General features: G+C 42.7%; 20 protein-coding genes. 12 read left to right on the top strand and 8 right to left on the bottom strand.

Annotated features, from left to right (window positions below):
• Positions 1-127 precede the first annotated feature (127 nt).
• Complete coding sequence (locus RM347_RS07740) at positions 128-709, bottom strand: phycobilisome protein (protein WP_322719217.1); 582 nt, start codon at positions 707-709, stop codon at positions 128-130.
• Positions 710-871: 162 nt separating this feature from the next.
• On the opposite strand from RM347_RS07740, the gene RM347_RS07735 reads away from it, so the two are divergent.
• Positions 872-1,534 carry a HEAT repeat domain-containing protein gene (locus RM347_RS07735; RefSeq protein WP_322719216.1) on the top strand — a complete coding sequence of 221 codons (663 nt, stop codon included), beginning with the start codon at positions 872-874 and terminating at the stop codon, positions 1,532-1,534.
• Between the two features lie 146 nt (positions 1,535-1,680).
• Positions 1,681-1,881, top strand: a complete 201-nt coding sequence (locus RM347_RS07730; RefSeq protein ID WP_322719215.1) for a hypothetical protein — start codon at positions 1,681-1,683, stop codon at positions 1,879-1,881.
• Positions 1,882-2,024: 143 nt separating this feature from the next.
• Here RM347_RS07730 and RM347_RS07725 read toward each other — a convergent pair whose 3' ends face one another.
• A complete protein-coding gene (locus tag RM347_RS07725) occupies positions 2,025-2,849 on the bottom strand; it encodes a pentapeptide repeat-containing protein (protein WP_322719214.1) in 825 nt (274 codons plus the stop codon).
• A gap of 115 nt (positions 2,850-2,964) precedes the next feature.
• Here RM347_RS07725 and RM347_RS07720 point away from each other — a divergent pair, with 115 nt between their 5' ends.
• From RM347_RS07720 to RM347_RS07685, 8 genes are all read left to right on the top strand, one after another.
• Entirely contained in the window at positions 2,965-3,543 is a 579-nt protein-coding gene (locus RM347_RS07720; protein WP_322719213.1) for a phycobiliprotein lyase, read from the top strand.
• 203 nt (positions 3,544-3,746) lie between these two features.
• Positions 3,747-4,481 (top strand): 15,16-dihydrobiliverdin:ferredoxin oxidoreductase, encoded by a 735-nt coding sequence (locus RM347_RS07715; RefSeq protein ID WP_322719212.1) that lies wholly within the window; start codon positions 3,747-3,749, stop codon positions 4,479-4,481.
• Between the two features lie 64 nt (positions 4,482-4,545).
• The gene (locus tag RM347_RS07710; protein ID WP_322719211.1) at positions 4,546-5,292 is read left to right on the top strand and encodes a phycoerythrobilin:ferredoxin oxidoreductase; all 747 of its coding nucleotides are present in this window, start codon (positions 4,546-4,548) and stop codon (positions 5,290-5,292) included.
• A 197-nt stretch (positions 5,293-5,489) separates the two neighbouring features.
• On the top strand, positions 5,490-7,115 hold the full coding sequence (locus RM347_RS07705; protein ID WP_322719210.1) for a CocE/NonD family hydrolase: 1,626 nt from the start codon (positions 5,490-5,492) through the stop codon (positions 7,113-7,115).
• Positions 7,116-8,532: 1,417 nt separating this feature from the next.
• Positions 8,533-9,762: a sedoheptulose 7-phosphate cyclase gene (locus RM347_RS07700; protein ID WP_322719209.1), complete on the top strand. Its 1,230-nt coding sequence runs from the start codon at positions 8,533-8,535 to the stop codon at positions 9,760-9,762.
• A gap of 4 nt (positions 9,763-9,766) precedes the next feature.
• Positions 9,767-10,600: an O-methyltransferase gene (locus RM347_RS07695; RefSeq protein WP_322719208.1), complete on the top strand. Its 834-nt coding sequence runs from the start codon at positions 9,767-9,769 to the stop codon at positions 10,598-10,600.
• A gap of 128 nt (positions 10,601-10,728) precedes the next feature.
• Positions 10,729-12,126 (top strand): ATP-grasp domain-containing protein, encoded by a 1,398-nt coding sequence (locus RM347_RS07690; RefSeq protein WP_322719207.1) that lies wholly within the window; start codon positions 10,729-10,731, stop codon positions 12,124-12,126.
• Positions 12,127-12,400: 274 nt separating this feature from the next.
• Positions 12,401-13,450, top strand: a complete 1,050-nt coding sequence (locus tag RM347_RS07685; protein WP_322719206.1) for a D-alanine--D-alanine ligase family protein — start codon at positions 12,401-12,403, stop codon at positions 13,448-13,450.
• Positions 13,451-13,620: 170 nt separating this feature from the next.
• On the opposite strand, the gene RM347_RS07680 is transcribed toward RM347_RS07685, so the two are convergent.
• The 5 genes from RM347_RS07680 to RM347_RS07660 form a co-directional block, all read right to left on the bottom strand.
• Positions 13,621-14,883 carry a glycosyltransferase family 4 protein gene (locus RM347_RS07680; RefSeq protein WP_322719205.1) on the bottom strand — a complete coding sequence of 421 codons (1,263 nt, stop codon included), beginning with the start codon at positions 14,881-14,883 and terminating at the stop codon, positions 13,621-13,623.
• Between the two features lie 117 nt (positions 14,884-15,000).
• Positions 15,001-15,804: a phytanoyl-CoA dioxygenase family protein gene (locus RM347_RS07675; protein ID WP_322719204.1), complete on the bottom strand. Its 804-nt coding sequence runs from the start codon at positions 15,802-15,804 to the stop codon at positions 15,001-15,003.
• Between the two features lie 312 nt (positions 15,805-16,116).
• On the bottom strand, positions 16,117-17,562 hold the full coding sequence (locus RM347_RS07670; protein WP_322719203.1) for an MFS transporter: 1,446 nt from the start codon (positions 17,560-17,562) through the stop codon (positions 16,117-16,119).
• A 114-nt stretch (positions 17,563-17,676) separates the two neighbouring features.
• A complete protein-coding gene (locus RM347_RS07665; protein WP_322719252.1) occupies positions 17,677-17,868 on the bottom strand; it encodes a hypothetical protein in 192 nt (63 codons plus the stop codon).
• A gap of 32 nt (positions 17,869-17,900) precedes the next feature.
• Entirely contained in the window at positions 17,901-18,794 is an 894-nt protein-coding gene (locus RM347_RS07660) for an ATP adenylyltransferase family protein (protein WP_322719202.1), read from the bottom strand.
• A gap of 209 nt (positions 18,795-19,003) precedes the next feature.
• Here RM347_RS07660 and RM347_RS07655 point away from each other — a divergent pair, with 209 nt between their 5' ends.
• Both RM347_RS07655 and RM347_RS07650 read left to right on the top strand, forming a co-directional pair.
• Complete coding sequence (locus tag RM347_RS07655) at positions 19,004-20,269, top strand: HhoA/HhoB/HtrA family serine endopeptidase (RefSeq protein WP_322719201.1); 1,266 nt, start codon at positions 19,004-19,006, stop codon at positions 20,267-20,269.
• Positions 20,270-20,615: 346 nt separating this feature from the next.
• Complete coding sequence (locus tag RM347_RS07650; RefSeq protein ID WP_322719200.1) at positions 20,616-20,867, top strand: hypothetical protein; 252 nt, start codon at positions 20,616-20,618, stop codon at positions 20,865-20,867.
• A gap of 315 nt (positions 20,868-21,182) precedes the next feature.
• Here the strand turns inward: RM347_RS07650 and aroF are convergent, their stop codons facing one another.
• Positions 21,183-22,241, bottom strand: coding sequence for a 3-deoxy-7-phosphoheptulonate synthase (gene aroF, locus RM347_RS07645; RefSeq protein ID WP_322719199.1), 1,059 nt, complete (start codon positions 22,239-22,241; stop codon positions 21,183-21,185).
• Positions 22,242-22,360 lie beyond the last annotated feature (119 nt).

Below are 22,360 nucleotides of genomic sequence, written 5' to 3'. Positions count from 1 at the left end.
AGTTCATCTTGGTAAGTGGGCAAGAATAAATCAAACTATATTAAGTAATGTAAGATTAATTAAATTGGCTCGTAGTAAGCGGCTCCAACCCATACTAAGAGCCAATTTAATTATTCACGCCCACTTCTTACCGAATTTGGAAAGTAGCTAGCTGGGTGATTAAATGGTCAAAATAGGGAGCAAGAGTTTCCTGCTGATTGGCTTGGCAACGTTTTAAACTAGCAGCCTTAATGCTTTTTAAGCCTAAGACCATTGCATTCAAAGGAACTTGCAATTCCTGATAGAGCAGATTCATATAGTGCAGTCCTGTGGGATTTGTATACTCAGTGTGACCACCTGCTATCCCATAGGTTATACAGCGGAGAAAATGCCAGAAATCTCGCCAGCAAGCTTGGGCGCGTTCAGGTGGATAAAGACCGCCTCCAATCTGGGTGATTTCCGGATAAGTCGCTAAAACCTGCTCTCTAGCTTCATCAACGATTTCGGCTGCACGATCGCGTAACAACTGAGCAACAGGAATCAACTCAGAATTATCGGGTGACAAGGTTTTAATCTGCGATAAATCTTCGTCGCTTAGGTAGCGAAAAGCATCATCCGCAGCTTGGAAAATAGCGATTGCTGCTTGTGGATGGGACTGTTCCCACTCAGCAAAGCTGACAATTCTAGCTTTGGCTATTAATTCTTTGACGGCTTCAGTTAATTGAGTCATTGGTTTAGGGGATAGGGCATGGGGCATTGGGGGATGAGGGGGATGAGGGAGACAAGGAGGATAACCCATGCCCAATGCCCTTAATTTAATCTTCTTAGAATGCGATCGCCATTTTTTGACATCTGTAAAATAAAGTAAAGAATAGCTCTACCAAATGCACCTATGGAAATCGATAAAATCCAAGCTGAACTGAAGAACCCAGATTTTCACTATCGGCTGAAGGCGATCGCAGCCCTCAATGATTATGAATCAGAAGTTGCAGTTCCTCTCTTAACGAGTAAACTTCATGACTCAGAATTTTTGGTGCGTTCTTTTGTGGCCAGGGGTTTGGGTAAGCAACAATCAGCGGAATCCTTTGCTGCTTTGATGCAAATTATGAAGTTCGACGATACCCCCAACGTGCGAGCTGAAGCGGCAAATTCTTTATCGTTATTTGGTAGAGTCGCAGTTTCTCATCTAGTTCTGGCATTTTATCAGGATGACCACTGGCTAGTTAAGCGGAGCATTTTAGCTGCGATCGCCGAAATGGATTGCCCTGAAGAACTATTTGATATATGCGTTCAGGGTTTAAAAGATGAAGATTTCACAGTTCAGGAATCTTCTGTTGATGCACTTGGTTTACTAGCTGATTCTAAGCAACATGCTGCGGCATTATCCCAGATACTAACGTTGGTGAATGATGAATCTTGGCGGATGCGCGTGCGAGTTAGCTATGCCCTCAAACGATTTGACGAGCCGGAAGCAAAAGCAGCCCTGAACCAACTCAGACAGGATGAGGATCACCGAGTTGTCGGAGCTGCTTTAGAAGACTTGTTGCCACAATAGCGGTATGGGTTTGTTCGCAATATTGTGAGAAAACTCATCAGAGAAATAGCTAATATATTATTTTACCTTAAATTTGACAAAAATATCCGGTTAATCTGCCAAAATCTGGAATAAAAGATCAACTTTTTCGAGATGAGGAGGCATTTGTGACTGATATACCAACTGGTCAAATGACTTGGCGACTACCAGGTTCCTCAGAATCTGCCTTACATTTGCGGCATAATGCTTCGGAACCTTGGCGATCGTATAAAGAATTTCCCCAATATGTTGTACCCGATCCGCCCGGTTTTTCTGAAGGATACGCTACATTTTTAGCGCTCCTGAAAAAGAACTGGCAGCCCTTGTAAACTCACTACAGAACAACTGGTCAAACAATTTTGGATGTTGGGTTGCACCTTTGGTGCGCTTCCAGTGCAACTTGGATTTTGGATTTATTTCGCCCACAAGGAACGTGGCTGCACCTAAAATCTAAAATCTAAAATTGGCACGGTCAAGCACTCAAACTCTCACGAGTTGTTGTGCGGGTGTAGGCATTCCAAACATCAAGTTCTGAATGTGGACGGCTGGAAAGCATGGCTTTAGTTGCTTCTGTAAGTCCTTGAGCAAGAGTAAAATCTGCCCCAGCGATACTTTGAAGATGCTCCATCTCTGCATCACTGAGGTCAGTTGCTCGCAAGTCTGTATCCCGCAAATCGGCTCCAGTCAATCGAGCATTTCGCAAGCTAGCCCCTGTCAAATAAGCTTTCGTCAAGTCAGCACCACTTAAAGCCGCACCTTGCAAATTGGCTCCTGTCAAGTCAGCACCACTCAGATAGGCTCCACGCAGATTAGCGCCTTGTAAATCTGCGTTTCGTAAAGAAGCTGTGTTGAGAAAAGCACCATTGAGATTAGCACCCGGCCCCACTGCTCCTGAAGCTTTGTAGTTATATTCTTGCGGCCATTTCGTTTGTGTATCATAACGCGCTACTTGTAGTTTGGCTCCCTCCAAATTTGCGCCACTGAGATTAGCTTGTTGGAGGTCAGCACGGTTTAAATAGGCTCCCTGCAAATTAGCCCCACTCAAATCGGCTCCACGCAGATTAGCGCCTCGCAAATCTGCCCCACTCAAATCGGCATTACTCAAGACCACCTCACTGAGGTCGGCTCCTAGTAGCTTGGCTTTGCTCAAGTTGGCTTGTTGTAAATCGACTTCCTTCAGATTGAACTGGTACAAATCGACCCAATCCACAGCGATTCCTTTTTTAAGGGCTGTTAAGATTTCTGGAGTTGGACTGGGACGTTCCCTAGTAATAAGTTGAATTTCACTATTTGTCATCAGCTGATTAAAATATAACTTTTGGAGTTATTCTACACTTTAGCTAAATCGGGACTTCATCTCATCACTCAGTATTCAATAACGCCAAAATTTGATAAAAGAGGTTTCAAAACAGATGCATTTAATACCGCCCTTGACAATGATCGACTTCTTCCGTAAAAGTGAGGGAACATGGTTTACGGAACGCTCCGTTCATCATTTTGACTCGGCGGCGGATGAGTCGGGGGAGTCGAATTTGATCATTAAAGTTATGGAAAAGGATGATCCGAAAGTCCAAGAAGTCTGTACAGCCCAAGGGATAGACCCTACTAAAGCAACAGGCGCTGCTAGCTTTGCATGGCAGGCTAACCTAGATACCAGGCTACCGAATACCGATAATGCTGCCATTTTGGTTGATGTTCCCGACGAAACGAGACGTTCTGGAAAACTGATCCGCAACCAAGGCTATGTTGAGAGCATTCCGGTTGTGAGCCGATATCGGTTTGCCGATGATGGAGTGCTGACAATTGATACTGACTATGACAATAATCAAGGTCAGGAACGTTGTTGGTTTGTTACGAATGATTTTCGTGTCAGGGTCAGTACCGTACGAATGATGAACGGAATCAACTTAATGACTTATTGTTCTGAGCGTCGTTGTGTTTCCCAAGAACTCCTGGAGCAAATGATCAGCCAGAATCATGCTAGGCGTTAGTCGGGAGTGGGGAAGAGGCAGAGGGGCAGGGAGCAGGGAGCAGAGGTGAAAGAGGTAATTTTTATTCTCCCCCCTGCCCCCTGCTCCCCTGCTTCTTCCCAATTCCCAATGCCCCATTAAGGAATGTTGCTTTGTTTCTCATAAATGAGACGTGCATGATTGACATCACTTATTTTCATGCAAGGGTTAACAAATCATGCTCCATGTATAAGCCTTTCCTGGAATTTTTAGAAAAAGAGCTATTTCAGCGGTTTGATTTACAAAGTAGGGACATTCCCCCTGGTTTGGAATTCAAAGTTAGCGATCGCGGCAGAAACCCAGCAACTATTCGCAGTTGGTGTCACCAATGTCAAGAGTTGCGGAAAATTCGCTATACCTATATAGACGCCGGGGAGAGTGCCCAAATTTTTAACAGCGTGGTTTATCCTAGTCATCACTACGATTTACCTCTGTTAGGGATTGATTTTTTATCCTTTGGTAAAGTCAAAAATCTGATTGTGCTTGACTTTCAGCCTTTATTTCAGGATGAAGATTATCAGAAAAAATATATAGTTCCGCTGAAATCTCTTCATGATAAATACCCTGATTTGGCGCAAAACTTAGAAATGAAGTTTTACGATGCCAACCAGTATTTTTCTAAATACCTATTGTTTGCCAAAACCGATCCTGAAACAGTAGCAACGCGAGTCTTTGAAGCTTTTCAGGATTATTTAAACTTGTATTGGCAAATGTTAGCAGATGCCGAACCGCTCGATGACCCTGAAGATATCCAGCGGATTGTCAAAGCCCAAAAAGACTATGACCAATATAGTGCAGACCGCGATCCAGCATCTGGTTTGTTTAGCAGTTACTTTGGTCACGAATGGGCAGAGCGCTTTCTCCATGAATTCTTATTTGAAGATGCTGTTCCTTTAGCAGTCGGTGCTAGCAAAAGATAATCGGCATTGGGCTTTGGGGATTATTAATTTTGAATTTTGAATTTTGAATTCGGAGCGAAGCGACGTGACACTCTATCAACCATTTCTCGATTATGCGATCGCCTACATGCGATCGCGCTTGGATTTACAACCCTATCCTATCCCCGCTGGGTTTGAGTCCAAGAGTGCTGTTGTGGGCAAGGGAAAGAATCAGGAAGAGGTTGTCACCACTAGTTATGGTTTTCAAACCGCAAAATTGCGGCAAATTCGTGCAGCTCACGTGCAGGGTGGCAATTCACTGCAAGTACTGAATTTTGTGATTTTCCCCCGTCTCAACTACGATTTACCCTTTTTTGGGGCAGATTTGGTGACATTGCCAGGAGGACATCTAATTGCTTTGGATATGCAGCCCTTATTTCGCGATGAGCCAGCATATCAGGCAAAATATACTGAACCAATTCTGCCCATTTTCCATGCCCATCAACAGCATCTGTCTTGGGGAGGAGATTTTCCAGAAGAAGCACGACCCTTTTTCTCTCCCGCTTTTTTGTGGACTCGTCCCCAAGAAACGGCTGTAGTAGAAACTCAGGTATTTGCCGCTTTTAAAGACTATTTGAAAGCTTATCTAGATTTCGTGGAGCAGGCAGAAGCTGTAACAGATTCCCAAAATTTAGCAGCCATTGAGCAAGCCCAACTGCGATACCTGCGATATCGGGCTGAAAAAGACCCAGCGCGAGGGATGTTCAAACGCTTCTATGGTACCGAATGGACTGAGGAATATATCCACGGCTTTTTATTTGATTTAGAGAGAAAATTAACAGCCATTAACTAGATAAGCTCGTTTAAGAAATTTATCTGTTTAGGAGAGCAGGGGAAGCAGGGGGAGCAGAGGAAGCAGGGGGGGAATTTTAGAAGTTGCCAAATCATCCCGCTTTCTCTGCAATGCTGGAAAAACGCTTATCCGAGTAGTGTGCCTAAGCAATAGCGATCGCTACATATACGTGTTTTTAAATTTCCCCGATCGTATCCATGCTCAAAGTCCTTCCCAAACAAACCGCCTCCATGCAAACACGTGATGGAGTCCGCTTGGATGCAGACATCTATCGTCCCGATGCCGATGGGGAATTTCCTGTATTATTGATGCGACAACCCTACGGACGAGCGATCGCATCCACTGTTGTTTATGCCCATCCTACTTGGTATGCTGCCCACGGTTACATCGTAGTAATTCAAGATGTCCGAGGACGCGGCACTTCTGAAGGTGAATTTCAGCTATTTACTCACGAAATTACAGATGGCGAAGATGCCGTAAATTGGGCAGCAAGTCTACCCTCTAGCAATGGCAAAGTTGGTATGTATGGCTTTTCCTATCAAGGAATGACTCAGCTATATGCGGCAGTTAATCAGCCCGATGCCCTGACAACGATTTGCCCTGCGATGATTGGCTATGATTTGTACACAGATTGGGCTTATGAAGGAGGTGCATTCTGTTTACAAACTAATCTCGCTTGGGCATTTCAATTAGCTACAGAAAGCGCCCGTTTGCGAGGAGATAAAACAGCTTATCAAGCTTTATTTGCCGCGTCTCGGAATCTGCCTTTGACTAATCCAGAACTTCTCCAACAACTTGCCCCTGATTCGTTTTATCATGGGTGGCTGGCACATTCCCAACCAGATGCATACTGGGAAAAACTTTCGCCAAAACAGCACTTGCAAGCTGTTGATTTGCCCATGTTCCACATCGGAGGATGGTTTGATACCTACCTGCGCGGCACTTTGCATTTATATAAGGATATGGCAGTTCGTAGCCCTAAACCCCAACATTTGTTAGTTGGGCCTTGGGCACATTTGCCTTGGGGTCGCAAAGTTGGTGAAATTGACTTTGGTGTCAAAGCGGCAAGTCCCGTAGATCAGATGCAAGTCCGCTGGTTCGATCAGTTTCTCAAAGACGAAAATACAGGTTTATTGGATGAGTCACCTGTTTGCTTATTCGAGATGGGAAGTAATTTGTGGCGCACTTTCCCCAATTTACCAACACCAACCCACAAATCCTATTTTTTATCAACAACTGGACTTGCCAGCATCCGCGAAGACTCCGGAACCCTTTCCAATGACCCATGCCCCATATCCTTAGATGTATTAGTTCATGACCCTTGGCGACCAGTTCCGGCTTTGGGTGGTCATGCGGCGATTCCTGCGGGTGTATTTGAGCGATCGCATATTGATTGCCGTTCCGATGTCTTAACTTACACTAGTGAACCCTTGGTAGAAAATTTACATTTGGCAGGAGATGTGGTGGTAAAAATCTCATGTACTGCCGACCAACCTAGTTATGATTTATGCGCGGTGCTATCAGAAGTACATTCTGATGGGTGCGTGTATAATTTGACCCAAGGTTATGTACATTGTAGAGACGGTGCAAGTAAGGTCTCTACAACAATTCAACTGCAACCGACTTGTGCGCGAATTGCTAAAGGTAACGCCTTGCGTCTAAGTTTAAGTGCAGCGTGCTTTCCAGCCTATGCGATGAATTCTGGAAACGGTGCAGCCATAAGTAGCGACAATTTACAAGATGCCCAAATTATCACGTTGACTGTGAATTGTGGAGGTAATTCTCAGGTTTTATTACCTGACCTTTCCAGCTATAGAAGCTGAAAAAGATAAATCTGTTAGGTCTGCTGTGGCAAAAGCTTTGGAATCGAGAGTCAAAACAGAAGCTACCAAAAGATGAAACCCCGACACAAATGAAAAAACGGCAAGCGGCAGCCAGAAACCGCCCCTTTGAGCAAAAAGAATCTTACTCTGTTATGCTTTAACGCTTTCGCAAGAGAAGCTTTTCATCGACGGTGGAGTATTATATTACTAATAAGCACCCTAAATATGGCTGCTATATAAAATATCTATCTTTAGACATACTTTATTAAAAATATCTGCTTGCTTATTACACTTCATATGGTGGATTGACTTAAATATATTTACATATATTATGATTTGTATAGTTCTAATGTTATGATTTGTATTAAGCTTTTAAGTTACTAACCAGTAAATATTTGCTGGTTTAAGCTAAATTAACCTAATTTAGATAGAACTAGAAAGCCAATTCAAGCAAACTTAGAAATTTTTTAATACACAACCGTTCCTTAATAATGTTAAAGTTTTGTTACCAGTAATTCAGATATACTTAAATTCTGAATTTTCAAGAGTTACTGAGGTAGGTATGTTAAATACTGAGCAATTAACTTGATGAAATGGAAGAGAGATTCTACTGTCATTCTGCATAGAGTGTAGTAATTCATATTTGTTTTTAGCCATTTTATGGTTTGAGACTAATGCTAAAAAACAGCTAGCTGAGGATTAATTATTCCTCTAATCTAAAATGTCAGCCTGGAGATAGACAATAATAGACAACTATGAATAGTTTACTAAGATAAGAGTTTTGGAAAGTCTAACGGTCAGAAAGTTGGTAGAGACAAACATAGTGGAGTTAACGAAAATTCAGATAAGCTTCCTAAAAGTCTACTCTCATTCTGAACCAAATAAAATGTAGCGAGTTTAGTGATATAAGGTTTGATACTAATGCTAAAGAACAGCGATCTAACGATTAATCAGGGTTCTAATCTTAAATTCAAGCTTGGAGATCAACGATACGAACAGTTTTATCGGGTAGAATTTTTGCGGAATCGTACAGTTGGAAAGCCATTAGAGTTAAACATGGTGAAATAAATCTTTCTTAATTAAGATAAATTTCACAAAATTAAAGTCAACAATCTCGAAAGAACCAGGCAAGTATTATGCCAATATCTTGCTAGTAGGGCTAGTTGACTAGCTTGAGGTTAAGCCGAATTAAATTAAAGGTTAACCCACCTACAGAATTTACTCAAATGAATGGTGTTGTTTAATAACATTGCCAGTCAGCAGTACAAGTAAGCTTTTTTATTTAAAGCTTATTTTATAGTGCCTTTAATCTGAAAGGATAAAGAGCATAATTTCTTGCTGGCGTGCATTAGGGTAAATGGCAATTATTACCGAAATCTCCCAACTTTTTAGTCGCAATAAATAAAGGTCAACAGACATGAATAAGGTTCAAGCATCCTTTGAAGCTACGGAAGCTGCGTTTCACGTGCAAGGTTACGAAAAAATCGATTTTAGCCTTGTCTATGTAAACGGTGCATTTGATATTAAAAATAGAGAGATTGCAGATAGCTATGCGAAATTTGGTCGCTGTCTGACTGTAATTGATGCAAATGTCTATGAACTTTATGGCAAGCAGATCAAGTCATATTTTAGACACTATGACATTGATCTCACAGTATTTCCGATCATCATTACAGAGCCAGCTAAAACCCTTGCAAGCTTTGAGAAAATTATTGACGCTTTTTCGGACTTTGGCTTAGTTCGTAAGGAACCAGTCTTAGTTGTCGGTGGTGGTCTAATTACTGATGTGGCTGGGTTTGCTTGCGCTGCTTACCGTCGCAAGAGTAATTTCATTCGCATTCCTACCACATTGATTGGTTTAATCGATGCAGGTGTAGCAATTAAGGTAGCAGTTAATCATCGCAAGTTGAAAAATCGCTTGGGAGCATATCATGCACCTTTGAAAGTGATCCTCGATTTCTCATTTTTGAAAACCTTGCCAACGGCTCAAGTCCGCAATGGAATGGCAGAGTTGGTGAAAATCGCTGTAGTTTCTAACTCTGAAGTCTTTGAACTGCTATACGAATATGGCGAAGAACTGCTTTCCACTCACTTTGGACACGTGAATGGGACACCGGAACTCAAAGAAATTGCCCATAAACTCAACTATGAGGCAATCAAAACCATGCTGGAGTTAGAGACTCCAAACTTGCATGAAATAGACCTCGATCGCGTCATTGCCTACGGTCACACTTGGAGTCCTACCCTAGAATTAGCGCCTCATACACCTCTATATCATGGTCATGCCGTCAATATAGATATGGCTTTATCTGCAACCATTGCAGCACAACGAGGCTATATTCCAACAGAGGAGCGCGATCGCATCCTAGACTTGATGAGTCGTATAGGTTTATCACTCGATCATCCTCTACTAGATGGAGATTTATTGTGGTACGCTACCCAGTCTATAAGCTTGACGCGAGACGGTAAACTACGTGCAGCTATGCCTTGTCCTATTGGTGAGTGCTTCTTTGTCAACGATCTGACTCGTGAAGAACTAGATGCGGCCTTAGCTGAACATAAACGTCTTTGTGCTAAATACCCTCGTGGCGGAGAAGGCGTTGACGCATACATTGAAAGTCAAGAAGCCAAGCTCTTGGGGGTGTGAAAACATGACCAGTGTTTTAGGACGAGAAACAGCTAGACCAATAACCCCACACAGCATCTTAGTAGCCCAGCTACAGCAAACTCTCAAATTAGCAGAAGAGAGCAACATTCCCGTAGAAATATTAGATTCTCTGCGTCAGGGAGTTCAATTAGCCGCAGGTTTAGATCCCTATCTGGATGATTACACCACCCCAGAATCTAGTGCATTGACAGCATTGGCGCAAAAAACCAGTAAAGAAGACTGGAGCAAACGTTTCAGCGATGGTGAAACAGTGCGTCAACTAGAACAGGAGATGCTGTCAGGACATCTAGAAGGACAGACATTGAAAATGTTTGTTCACATGACCAAGGCAAAGCGCATCCTAGAAGTAGGAATGTTCACAGGATATTCAGCCTTGGCAATGGCAGAGGCACTACCAAGCGATGGGCAACTCATAGGTTGTGAAGTTGACTCCTATGTAGCTCAATTTGCTCAAGCTTGCTTTAGTGAGTCTCCCCACGGCAGCAAAATCGTTGTGGAAGTAGCACCTGCCCTAGAAACACTCCACAAGCTCGCAGCAAGAAAAGAATCATTTGATTTAATCTTCATCGATGCCGATAAAAAGGAGTATGTAGAGTACTTCCAGACTATCTTGGATAGTGAGTTGCTGGCTCCCGACGGCTTAATCTGCGTGGATAACACTTTGTTGCAGGGACAAGTTTACCTACCACCCGAACAACGTACCGCCAATGGTGAAGCGATCGCTCAGTTCAACCGTGTTGTCGCCGCCGATCCTCGTGTAGAGCAAGTTCTGTTACCCATACGAGATGGTGTGACCTTGATTAGACGCGTGGCGTAATCAGGGGACAAACGGACAAGGGGACAAGGAAATAATTCTTTCTCCCCCTGCCCCCTGCTCCCTGCCCCCCTGCCTCCCCTGCTCCCCTGCCCCCCTGCCTCCCCTGCTCCTTCTACTTCCAAAAACTTATGGCACAATCAATCTCCTTATCTCTGCCTCAATCTACAACGCCCTCAACAGGTGTCAGGGTAAAGGCAGTGGCTCTATTCAAGACTCTCGGTACTCTGACATTATTACTAATAGCCTTGCCGCTCAATGCTTTTATAGTATTGATATCTTTGCTGTGGAGCATTGGGCGATCGCCGTTTACGAAAAAAGCTGTCGTAGCTGCTCATCCTCAGACTATCTTGGTAAGTGGAGCCAAGATGACTAAAGCATTGCAACTTGCCCGCTCCTTCCATGCAGCAGGACACAGAGTTATTTTGATTGAAGGTCACAAATACTGGTTGTCTGGCCATAGATTCTCAAAGGCGGTGAGTCGTTTTTACACAGTTCCGGCTCCGCAAGAAGATCCAGAAGGCTATATTCAGGCGCTAGTAGAAATTGTCAAGCAAGAAAAGGTTGACGTTTACGTACCTGTATGCAGTCCCGTAGCTAGCTATTATGACTCTTTAGCAAAGCCTGCACTATCAGAATACTGCGAAGTTTTCCATTTTGATGCAGATATAACCAAGATGTTGGATGATAAATTTGCCTTCACCGATCGAGCGCGATCGCTTGGTTTATCTGTCCCCAAGTCATTTAAAATTACAGATCCTCAACAAGTTATTAAATTTGACTTCAGTCAAGAAACCCGCAAATATATTCTTAAAAGTATATCTTACGACTCCGTTCGCCGTTTAGATTTAACCAAACTTCCTTGCGACACTCCAGAAGAGACAGCAGCTTTTGTCAACAGTTTACCTATCAGTCCAGAAAAACCTTGGATTATGCAAGAGTTTATTCCTGGCAAAGAATTATGCACTCATAGTACAGTGCGGGACGGGGAATTAAGATTGCATTGCTGTTCAAACTCTTCTGCCTTTCAGATTAACTATGAAAATGTCGAAAATCCTCAAATCCGTGAATGGGTGCAACACTTCGTCAAGAGTTTGGGACTGACTGGACAAGTATCTTTCGACTTTATCCAAGCTGAAGACGGTACAGCTTACGCTATTGAATGCAATCCCCGCACGCATTCAGCGATCACAATGTTCTACAATCATCCTGGTGTTGCAAACGCCTATTTTGGAAAAACTCCCCTAGATGCACCCCTGGAACCCCTAACAAGTAGTAAGCCCACCTACTGGATATATCACGAAATCTGGCGACTAACTGGTTTCCGCTCCTGGGAACAATTGCAAACATCGGTTAAGACCATAGTGCGAGGCACTGATGCTATCTACTGCCTTGATGACCCCGTGCCATTTTTGACTTTGCATCACTGGCAGATTCCCTTGCTTTTGCTGAAGAATCTGCAACAACTCAAAGGCTGGGTAAAAATAGACTTCAACATTGGCAAACTAGTTGAATTAGGTGGCGATTAAAATAATTCGTAAATTAAAGAAGAATTCAGTACATCATAGCCCCCTCCTCGCTTGCCTACGGTGTACACACAACTTCTCCTGACCCCCTCTAACTCCCTCTTGGCAAGGGGGAGAACCGGATGATTTCCCCCCTTGCCAAGGGGGGAAATCCAGGGTTTGGGCTTCATTACCAAGATGTGTCTACACCGTAGCTCGAAGAGGCGGGTGGGGTTCTTGTAGCCCACTCAACCGAGAATCCCTATATAAATTTTAACAATACATAGGAAGATGAATCATGCCAGTACTTCGTATCCTTCATTTAGTTGGGTCTGCACATAATAATTTTTACTGTGATTTGTCACGCCTTTACGCCCAAGACTGTCTAGCAGGAACAGTAGATCGATCGCGTTATGACTTCCAGATTGCATACATCACACCCGATCGCCACTGGCGATTTCCTCCTTCCCTCAGTCGAGAAGATATTGCTGTTACCAAACCGATTCCTCTGTCTGATGCCATACAGTTTATAACAGCGCAAAACATTGACCTCGTGTTACCACAAATGTTTTGTATCCCTGGAATGACTGAATACCGCGCTTTATTCGATCTGCTCCAGATCCCTTACATAGGCAATACTCCAGATATCATGGCAATAACGGCCCATAAAGCCAGAACCAAAGCAATTGTCGAAGCAGCAGGGGTGAAAGTGCCTCGTGGAGAACTGCTTCGCCAAGGAGATGTTCCAACAATTACACCTCCAGCAATCATTAAACCCGTAAGTTCCGACAACTCTTTAGGGGTGACCTTAGTCAAAGAGGCTACTGACTATGATGCTGCTCTGAAGAAAGCATTTGAATATGCAGATGAGGTGATCGTAGAAGCATTCATCGAACTAGGTCGAGAAGTCAGATGCGGCATCATTGTCAAAGATGGGGAGCTAGTGGATTTACCCCTTGAAGAGTATCTGTTAGACTCCCACGAAAAACCCATCCGCAACCATGCTGATAAACTCAAACAAACGGACGATGGCAACTTGGGTTTTGCTGCTAAAGATAATAAGAAGTCTTGGATCGTAGACCCGAACGACCCAATTACCCAAAAGGTTCAGCAAGTGGCTAAGAAGTGCCATCAGGCTTTGGGTTGTCGTCACTACAGTTTATTTGACTTCCGGATCGACCCAAAAGGAGAACCTTGGTTCTTAGAAGCCGGGTTGTATTGTTCTTTTGCCCCCAAAAGTGTTATTTCCTCTATGGCGAAAGCAGCGGGAATTCCTCTAAATGAGTTATTAATTACGGCTATCAATGAAACGTTGGGTAGTAATAAAAAGGTGTTGCAGAATTGCTAGTGAATTTTTTAGCATAGGTTATTCTCCTTATAGCGTGTAAGAGAGCGATCGCTAATTCAGAGTCGGTTGAGGCAGCGATCGCTTTGTCAACGCCTGCTGTCGAACTCACGTTAACGTATATAGGGCAACGCTTTCAAAAGGTTTTTAATTTCTAGTCAGTGATTGTTAAATTAATGCGTAACCATTTCCTCAAAGAGGGATAAGTAACGATGTGCTTGTAGTTCGAGTGCAAATTCTTGTTCGGCTTTCTCACGAGCGCGATCGCGAAGTTTTTGATGCCGTTCTTTGTTCTCTATTACCCAGACAATACCATTTGCTAAGTCATCACAACTAAAACATTGCGCTCGATATCCATTTTTTTGATGTTCAACGATATCTTTGAGTCCCGTTGAATCAAAAGAAACCACAGGTGTACCGCAGGACATGGATTCAGAAGCAGTTAGTCCATAAGCTTCTTCAATTGATGGCACAATCATCACATCCGCAGATGCATAGAGAAGGGCTAGCTTATTTTCATCATCAATTTGGCCTAAATAGTGTACCTTAAAACCTAAATAAACTGGATCTTGAGGTTGAGATGAACCAAAAACAATCAGTTCAATCTTATCTTTCCACTCAGACTGACTCAATTTTTGCAAAGCTGATTGCAATAGATCAAATCCTTTTCTGAAATTGCTAGTTGCGTTGATTGCTCCGAATAGAATTAGTTGCTTATTTTGTGGCAGGCTCAGTAAATTTCTGGCTATTTGACTATTTGTTGGTTTATAAATGCTGAGATTTAATCCGTAAGGAATAACTCTGATATCACTATTTGAAAATAGTGAACTGGATTTAGCACATTCAGCCAGCCAATTACTAGGAGTAACAATAGTAAGCTTGAGATTTTGCCATGCTTTAGTTTTACGTTGCCAAACCCAGCGAGATAAATCCCAGCTATGCTTGCTACCGAGTTGAGGGCAATTTCCACAAGATTTTGTATAGCGATCGCACCCTAAAGAATAGCAGCATCCACCTGTGAATGCCCACATATCATGAAATGTCCAAACAATAGGCTTCTTAAATTTTGCCAGTGCTTCAATTGGTATAAATCCGTCACATATCCAATTCAGGTTAATGATATCTGGCTCAAGTCCAGCAATTTGCGACGTAACTGTATTAGGGAGCCATTGGAGGCGAAAAAATACAGGGTTACGTTGCCTATTTTTATAAAATTTTAATGGTAAATCATTTATAATTGGACGATATTTCCACATTGCTTTGGCTATCTTATTAGAAGAACTGACCAGAGTAGGGTCAGCTATTCTTTTATCTTGAATTAGCATCTGAGAATCAATTTCTAACCTCAATAGTTCCTGATGTAGCCGATAAGCAGCACGAGCAGCTCCTGCTCCTCCCTTGGGATCGTAAGTGTTAACTAATAGAGGCTTAATCATTGTTGATTTAACTGTTTATTTACTAACAGAAACTTAAGGCTAACTAAGCAGGATCAAAGATGTTAAATATTAGTACAAATCATTTTTCAATTCGATCAAATTATTGATTTGCACCAATTAACAATGTGGTTCAACTCTCGGAAATATATCGCAATCTATCGGCTCACCAGTTTTTTTGGTTTTGAATGAATTTAATTCTGGTAGATCAATTTCTTCAACAGGTCTGAAAGGCCATGCTTTCGGACGGTCATAGTAAGTAATATCATCGCCAGTCCAATTTGTCACCACTGCACGTCGTTGTGTTAAAGATATATTGGTTGCAGAATGATGAATTGTTAGAAAATGATGAACCAAGCAATCTCCAGGCTCCATATCCCAAGATAAAATTTCCTGCGGATTTGGCTCTACAAACCACAAGGGGTTTGATCCCTCACGTAACTCTTTGCCCCATCGGTGAGAGGCTTTGATATACTCTAATCGACCATTTTCTTGGTTGACACTATCTAAAGCCAACCAAATTTTACAACACTGCCAGCCTTGTATAGGCCAGTAAGGTAGGTCGTTATGCCACCCAACACGGCTTTTTGTTTTTGGTTTTTTAACAAAGAAACCGTCAGTCAAAAAGTTCAGTTTTTCCGATTTCAAGACTTGAGCAGCAAGCGTTGCTAGCGGAGATTCAAAAGCCAAAGCACGGAAATCAGCATCGGTGAGCCATAAGCTACTGCTATGTTCCACATGACCTTCTGATTTGGGGATGCCCTTAGCTTCTAAAGGGCCGGGGATTAATACATTCTTATCAACGGCTGTTCGCATCCGTTCTACCCAAATGTTATCTAAAACATTTTTGACGCATATAACACCGTCTCGCTCGAAAGCTTCAACTTGTTGGAGGCTGATTTTTGATGTGTTTACCTTGAGCATCGTAACTTTTTCAGATTTTGAAATTTAACTGTTTTGGATCAGATAAATTAATTGGCATTCAAATTGCATATTGAAACAGAAGCTACGACCAGAATGCAAACTAAACGCATATCAGCTTATGTAATAACAGATTTCTAGAACCTGCTTGACTGACATGAACTTTATCACTATGTCACAAAACTTTTTCAGTATAGAGTAAAGATATAAGTTAGCAGTTCTTTCTATAGGCGGAGAAATCTCCCTAATAGGTGGAGAAATCTCCAATCTGAGTGCGACATTGTTTATTCACATTTGCAACCAACAAATTTCACTCTAACTACCCAAATCTTTTTTAACAATGAGTGGAACAAGTGATGCTAATCTTAATATACCAGATACAACAAACACTTCAGCGATGCCAAAAGATCCAGCAAATTGAGCAATGAAGCCACCTATAGTTGCTCCTAAAGCACCACTTGCCCCAGCAACCGCTGCTGCTGTGGCAAAATAGATAGACTGATTTTTAACTGGTGCAATCTCTATCTGGAGATTGTTGTTACACAAGTCAACTCCTCCCCAATTAGCCCCAATGAAAATGTGTAACAGCGGCAACCACAACCAGAGGTCGAGAGGACTAGAACCCATCTTCAGCCACAGCCAGGGTATGACTGCAATTAGAATTCCAGTAGAAATTAGAATCGGACGATTGCCTATTTTATCCGCTAATCTACCCCACACGATGAGCATCAGCATGTGTGCTCCTGCTCGCAGGCTGTTGTAGAAAGTTACCCAACTCACATCCAGGTTCAGCGTATCTAGCAAGTAGAGGTTAAAAAACGGGGCACTCAGGTTAACAGCAAATGTCCATGAGCCGAAATAAAGTAGAAACACCAAAAAGTTAGAGTTTTTCCAAATGCTGCTATCTATCTGCTTTGGAGGAGTTGGCATTTGCGGCAGACTGATTGCTTCAGATATCTCATCAGGTTCATTTAGTACCGAGTCTGACTGAATCTCAGTTGTTTGAGATGAGTTAGCATAATAAGTATTTTGTAATTGGGGATTTATATCTACCTGAAAATACTGACACCCCAAGCTCACAATTCCAAAGAAAATGCCTAAGAGCAAAATCACCCCATAACCTTGGATAGATCCCCCATACCAATGTGATACAGCTAGACCGGCTATTGGTAAGCTGACCAACTCGGTTAAGTTGGCAATACTATTACGTAGCCCAAAATATCTACCTCGCAATTGCCGTGGCACTAACATTGCTATCCAACTTAACCACGATGCAGCTCCTAGTCCTCCTAAAAAATGGCTGCATACGAGAATCAAGAGCGACAATATGACTAATTGGTTGGAATTAAGCCCTCCCACATTAAAGCTAACAATGCCAATTACTAAAATCAGCCACAGTAGCCTAGCAATCCCATAAGTGCAAAGGGAATACAGAAAGCGGCTAGTGCTGCGTTCAGACAAATAAGCACCCATCGGCTGAAAGAGATTCACCACCATGGGAATAGAACTCACCATGCCAAATATTACCGGAGTGGCATCCAACTCCACCAAGAAATTACCTAGCAAAATTCCGCCCGTGCCAATAGAGAAAACTGCTGCGAAAACACCATCAACAGTGGAAGCCCTCAAACTGGTGCGAATAGCATCTTTAGAAATAGGAGGGCTGAGTGTTGAGGTAGGAGAGAGTATTGTTGGTGGTGATGCAATCTGAGCAATTTCTATAGAAAGAGACGCACCTGTTTCAAGCTGAGAAGAATCCATAAATCTAGTATTTAATAAAATAATAGCAAAACATCCTAAATTAAAGCCTAATTGGACTCACCACATAGAATTTAATTTGTTGTAGTTTTTCACTCTCCCGCACTCTAAAAAAAATCAAAAAGCAACAAGAATCGGGAAATGTTTTATACCTTTACAAGCCTGGATAATAACTTTAAATTGATACCACAGAAAACCTTCTTTGGTTAACATTATTGTTATTTCATTGATTACTGTCACGTCTCGCCACAGCAAGGTTAATACCGCCACTACCATTAGCGCAGCGTTAGCGACTGTGCGTAGCGTCATCACTTTTCAAGACAGACATCGCACTAACTTAATTAGGATAGAGCAACCTTTTTGAGGATGGTCATCGGCCCTTGGGCTTTGAGAAGCTGCATTTCTGCTGCATTCCGAACTAGCAAAGCACCAGCGAATCCTAATGAATTCACAGAGATAGACTGAAAATGCTCCTGCGATCGCGGTACGATCAACATCCATTCTCGTGTCGCTAGCAAATTGTAAGCACCAGATTGCCTTGCATCTAAACCCACAGCATGACGCAAAGTGCGATAAATTTCCAGTGTTGCTTGGGCCCCTGCTAATGGCGATTGCATCCAATGAGGATCTAGGGATGCGAAAGCGTGTATAAAAGGAAGTCTTGGTATTACGTTTGAGTCCTGAAATAGTGCTGATGTTAGCAAAGATTCAATAGGTATCTGTGGCCCTGAAGGTGCAAGTGGTAGTGGCACTAATTGCAAGTGCTTGTGTCGCTGACTAGCACCTGCGGTTTTGCCACTGTTGTAAAATGCTAAACCATCAAAATCAGCCAGACATGCCCACATAGCCGTAAAATCTTCCAGGGTAAGTAAGCTTTCCTGTTCCTCGAAAGCACGGGTGATGATTAACAAATGATAATCAACAACATTGAATTTATTTAAAATACATACATGGGTATCGGAGATATCCGCCACAAATAAATCCTTTTCATAAGGCAAGAAAGGATTAAACTCTTGACCAGATGTAGCAGATTGTTTTTCCTGTTTCTCCTTGGCTGCTTTTTTGCGATTCAGGTTAGACAAAATCCGCACTAAAAAGCGCACGTTATCGTATTCGACAAATTCAAATTCCGTTGGAATTGACAGCAGCGCCCCACATTGTAAAGCGTGTTCAGTCTGTTCTTTGACACTTGTCCATAAAGTTCCAGGCTTAAGTAAGATTTTACCCTGTGCCATTTTATTCCTTCAGACATGGATAGAACACGCAATTGGGGCACACATCTGTGCACCCCTACGAATGACTATATTCCAATACAGTTCAGTTAATGTGGGATGCGATAAGTAAAATATCAAACCTTTCACAACAACGCAATACCTCCGCAACAAAACTGTCACAAATCGTATCTACATTAGTAAATACATCTAAATATCCTTCCAGACAGCAAATGCAAAACGAATCTCGCGACAGAGAATACCCATTAAATAGCATTTCACATAACACTGCTGATGCCAAATCCCATAATCGAGCACCCTGGAAAAAGGCTGCTGCCTCTCTATCGCTGGTGCTGCTGGGATCAGGTATGACATTTGCCGGCGGCTATATGGCTAGACATCCTCAGCAGGTGTCTGAAAGTGCATCTAATTTGGCAGTAAGTCGAGTCAATGCTGCTCCTCCATTACCAGCCACTACAGATCCTAACTTTGTTATACAAGTGGTGCAAAAGGTCGGGCCAGCTGTGGTACGAATTGACTCTTCGCGAACCGTAAAAACCCAGATCCCAGATGAATTTAACGATCCACTTTTCCGCCGCTTCTTTGGTTCTCAACTACCAGATCAACAACAGAATCGGGTAGAACGGGGTACTGGTTCAGGTTTTATTATTAGTGCTGATGGTCGTATTCTCACCAATGCCCACGTAGTCGATGGTGCTGATACGGTAACAGTAACACTCAAAGATGGGCGTAGCTTTAAAGGTAAGGTTTTAGGAAAAGACGAGTTGACCGATGTTGCTGTTGTCAAGATTCAAGCAGATAATTTACCGTTAGTAGCCTTGGGTAATTCAGATCAACTGCAACCGGGAGAATGGGCGATCGCGATCGGTAACCCCCTTGGACTAGATAATACAGTAACTACCGGAATCATTAGTGCTACCGGACGCAGTAGCAATCAAATTGGTGCTCCCGATAAGCGAGTAGAGTATATTCAAACCGACGCAGCGATTAATCCCGGTAACTCCGGCGGGCCCCTGCTAAATTCCCGTGGCGAGGTGATTGCCATGAATACAGCGATAATCCAAGGGGCACAAGGATTAGGTTTTGCTATTCCCATCAACACAGCACAACGCATTTCCAGTCAACTAATAGCTACAGGCAAAGTAGAACATCCTTATCTGGGAATTCAGATGGTAGGGTTAACGCCTCAGCTAAAACAAAATATCAACTCAGATCCAAATAGCGGTTTGAGCGTGGATGAAGATAAAGGTGTATTAGTTGTGAAAGTTGTGCCAAATTCACCAGCTGCTAAAGCAGGGATACGTGCTGGTGATGTGATCCAAAGGCTTGGTGGGCAAGCAGTCACAGATGCCAGCAGTGTCCAAAAGGCAGTCGAAAATAGCCAAGTTGGGGGCGATTTACGTATGGAATTACGTCGCAATGGGCAGAATCTTAACATAGCTGTGCAACCTGGTGCTTTCCCCACGCAAGTGCAATAAAAGTTTGACTATCAATTGATTAACAGGGAATTTTCTGGGATGGGTATTGTGCCCGTCCTTTTTTTTCAGGTGGCAAAGTTGAGTTGCAATAACCATAGATTATGCACTACCACAAACATCGAAATCTTTGAATTTTAAATTAGATATTGAGACTAAATATTCTATCAAAACTCATAGACTAGTCATTTTTAATTTTTTTAATCATGACATTAGTCAGGGTTAAGCTAGTTACCTTTTTCACTAGTGAATAGCTATTTCAAGTTCTATTATTTGGTTATCAAATAGATAAAACTTTGAATTGAATTTAATCTATTTGATGTCTAAATCATAGAAGGAAGATTTGACAATGAATATTAAGCGAATTCTTGCTAGCGCAGCACTGATTTTACCAATTGCTGTTACCTTTATCCCTTCCCAAGCTGATGCTCAAATCAGACCACCAGTTAGGCGGCATACTCCAGTTAGAATAATCAAAAAACCAGCGCCAGTTAGGGTTTATACCCCTGTTCAAGCGAGAAGGAGGATATTGGTTCCTGGACGTTGGGTGCAAACAAATCGTGGTCGGCAGTGGATACCTGCTCGCTATGTATATAGATAAAAAAGTCTACAACCGCAAAAAAATATTACCCATTAATATTGATTGCAGAGTTCTTTTTTCATAGCTTTAGTTTGTGTTAAAAAATCCCCTTTAGAATATTTCTAAAGGGGATTTATTTCATATTTACAATAAACAGGTAGGCATGATTACAATATACAAAAAAATCCGGAGTTGCATATTTACGGATGATTTGGCAACTTTTAAATTCCCCACACGCTTCCTCTGCCTCCCCTGCCTTCCCTGCTTGCCACAATTCATCCCACTGTTCTGCAACGCCTAATTTATTTATGCCTAGCAAGAAGTTGCAATTAAATTTTAAGCCAGAGCCACAGCTGGTTGCTGCCAGCGTCCCACCGCCTTACCAATTACTGCTAATTCTTGCATCAAGTTATCGAAACGGTCTGGTGTGAGAGATTGGGGCCCGTCGGATAAGGCTTTGGCAGGATTGGGGTGAACCTCTATCATCAGGGAATCTGTGCCAGCTGCGATCGCAGCCATTGCCATTGAAGGCACAAACTCAGACCAACCTACGCCGTGGCTGGGGTCAATCATGATTGGCAAGTGAGTCAGCTTTCGCAACACTGGCACAACCGATAAATCCAGCGTATTTCGCGTATACTGGCGGTCAAAGGTGCGTATTCCCCTTTCACACAAGATGACATTGGGATTACCAGATGCCAAAATATACTCGGCCGCCATCAACCAATCTTCAATAGTAGCCGCCATTCCCCGCTTCAAAAGAACTGGTTTCGGCTGCGCTCCCACTTTTTTGAGCAAGGAGAAATTTTGCATATTTCTTGCTCCTACCTGGATAACGTCAGCAATTTCGCCAATTTTATCCAGGTCAGCTGCATCCATCACTTCTGTAATAATTCCTAGTCCGCTGACTTCCTGCGCCCTTACCAATAAATCCAAAGCACTCTCACCGTGTCCTTGGAAGGCGTAAGGTGAAGTTCGGGGTTTGTATGCCCCTCCGCGCAAAAATGCGGCTCCAGCCGTCTTGACGCGCCGCGCTGTCTCCACAATCATTTCTTCATTTTCTACAGAGCAAGGGCCGGCAACGACTACTAAGGGGTGATGTTCACCAAATATCACCGCTCCATTGGGAGTATTAACCACCACTTCCGAAGCTTCGCCGTGACGGTACTGGCGGCTGGCTCGTTTGTAAGGCTGCTCTACCCGCAATACCTGCTCAATCCAGGGGCTAAGTTCCTGAATTTGTAGTGGATCTAAGTTGGCGGTTTCACCTACTAGACCAATAACTACTTTGTGTTGACCAATAATTTTTTCTGGAGTTAGCCCCCAGCTACTTAGTTCCTCATCAATGCGGTTTATTTCCGCCTCTGGGGAACCACTTTTCATTACTATAATCATGTGAAAGTTCCTGATTAATTGAGTAAAGTTTTTTGTAACTTGGCTAACTTTATTGTTGCCTATTAGCCTAATTACGAGTAGTTAAAAATAAAATTTGTTTACAAAATAAATAGACAAAA

It is taken from the genome of Nostoc sp. ChiQUE02 (assembly GCF_034531305.2).
In the GTDB taxonomy this organism is placed as follows: domain Bacteria; phylum Cyanobacteriota; class Cyanobacteriia; order Cyanobacteriales; family Nostocaceae; genus Nostoc.
Note: the sequence above shows the minus strand (reverse complement) of the source record. Positions and strands in the feature narration are given on the sequence as shown.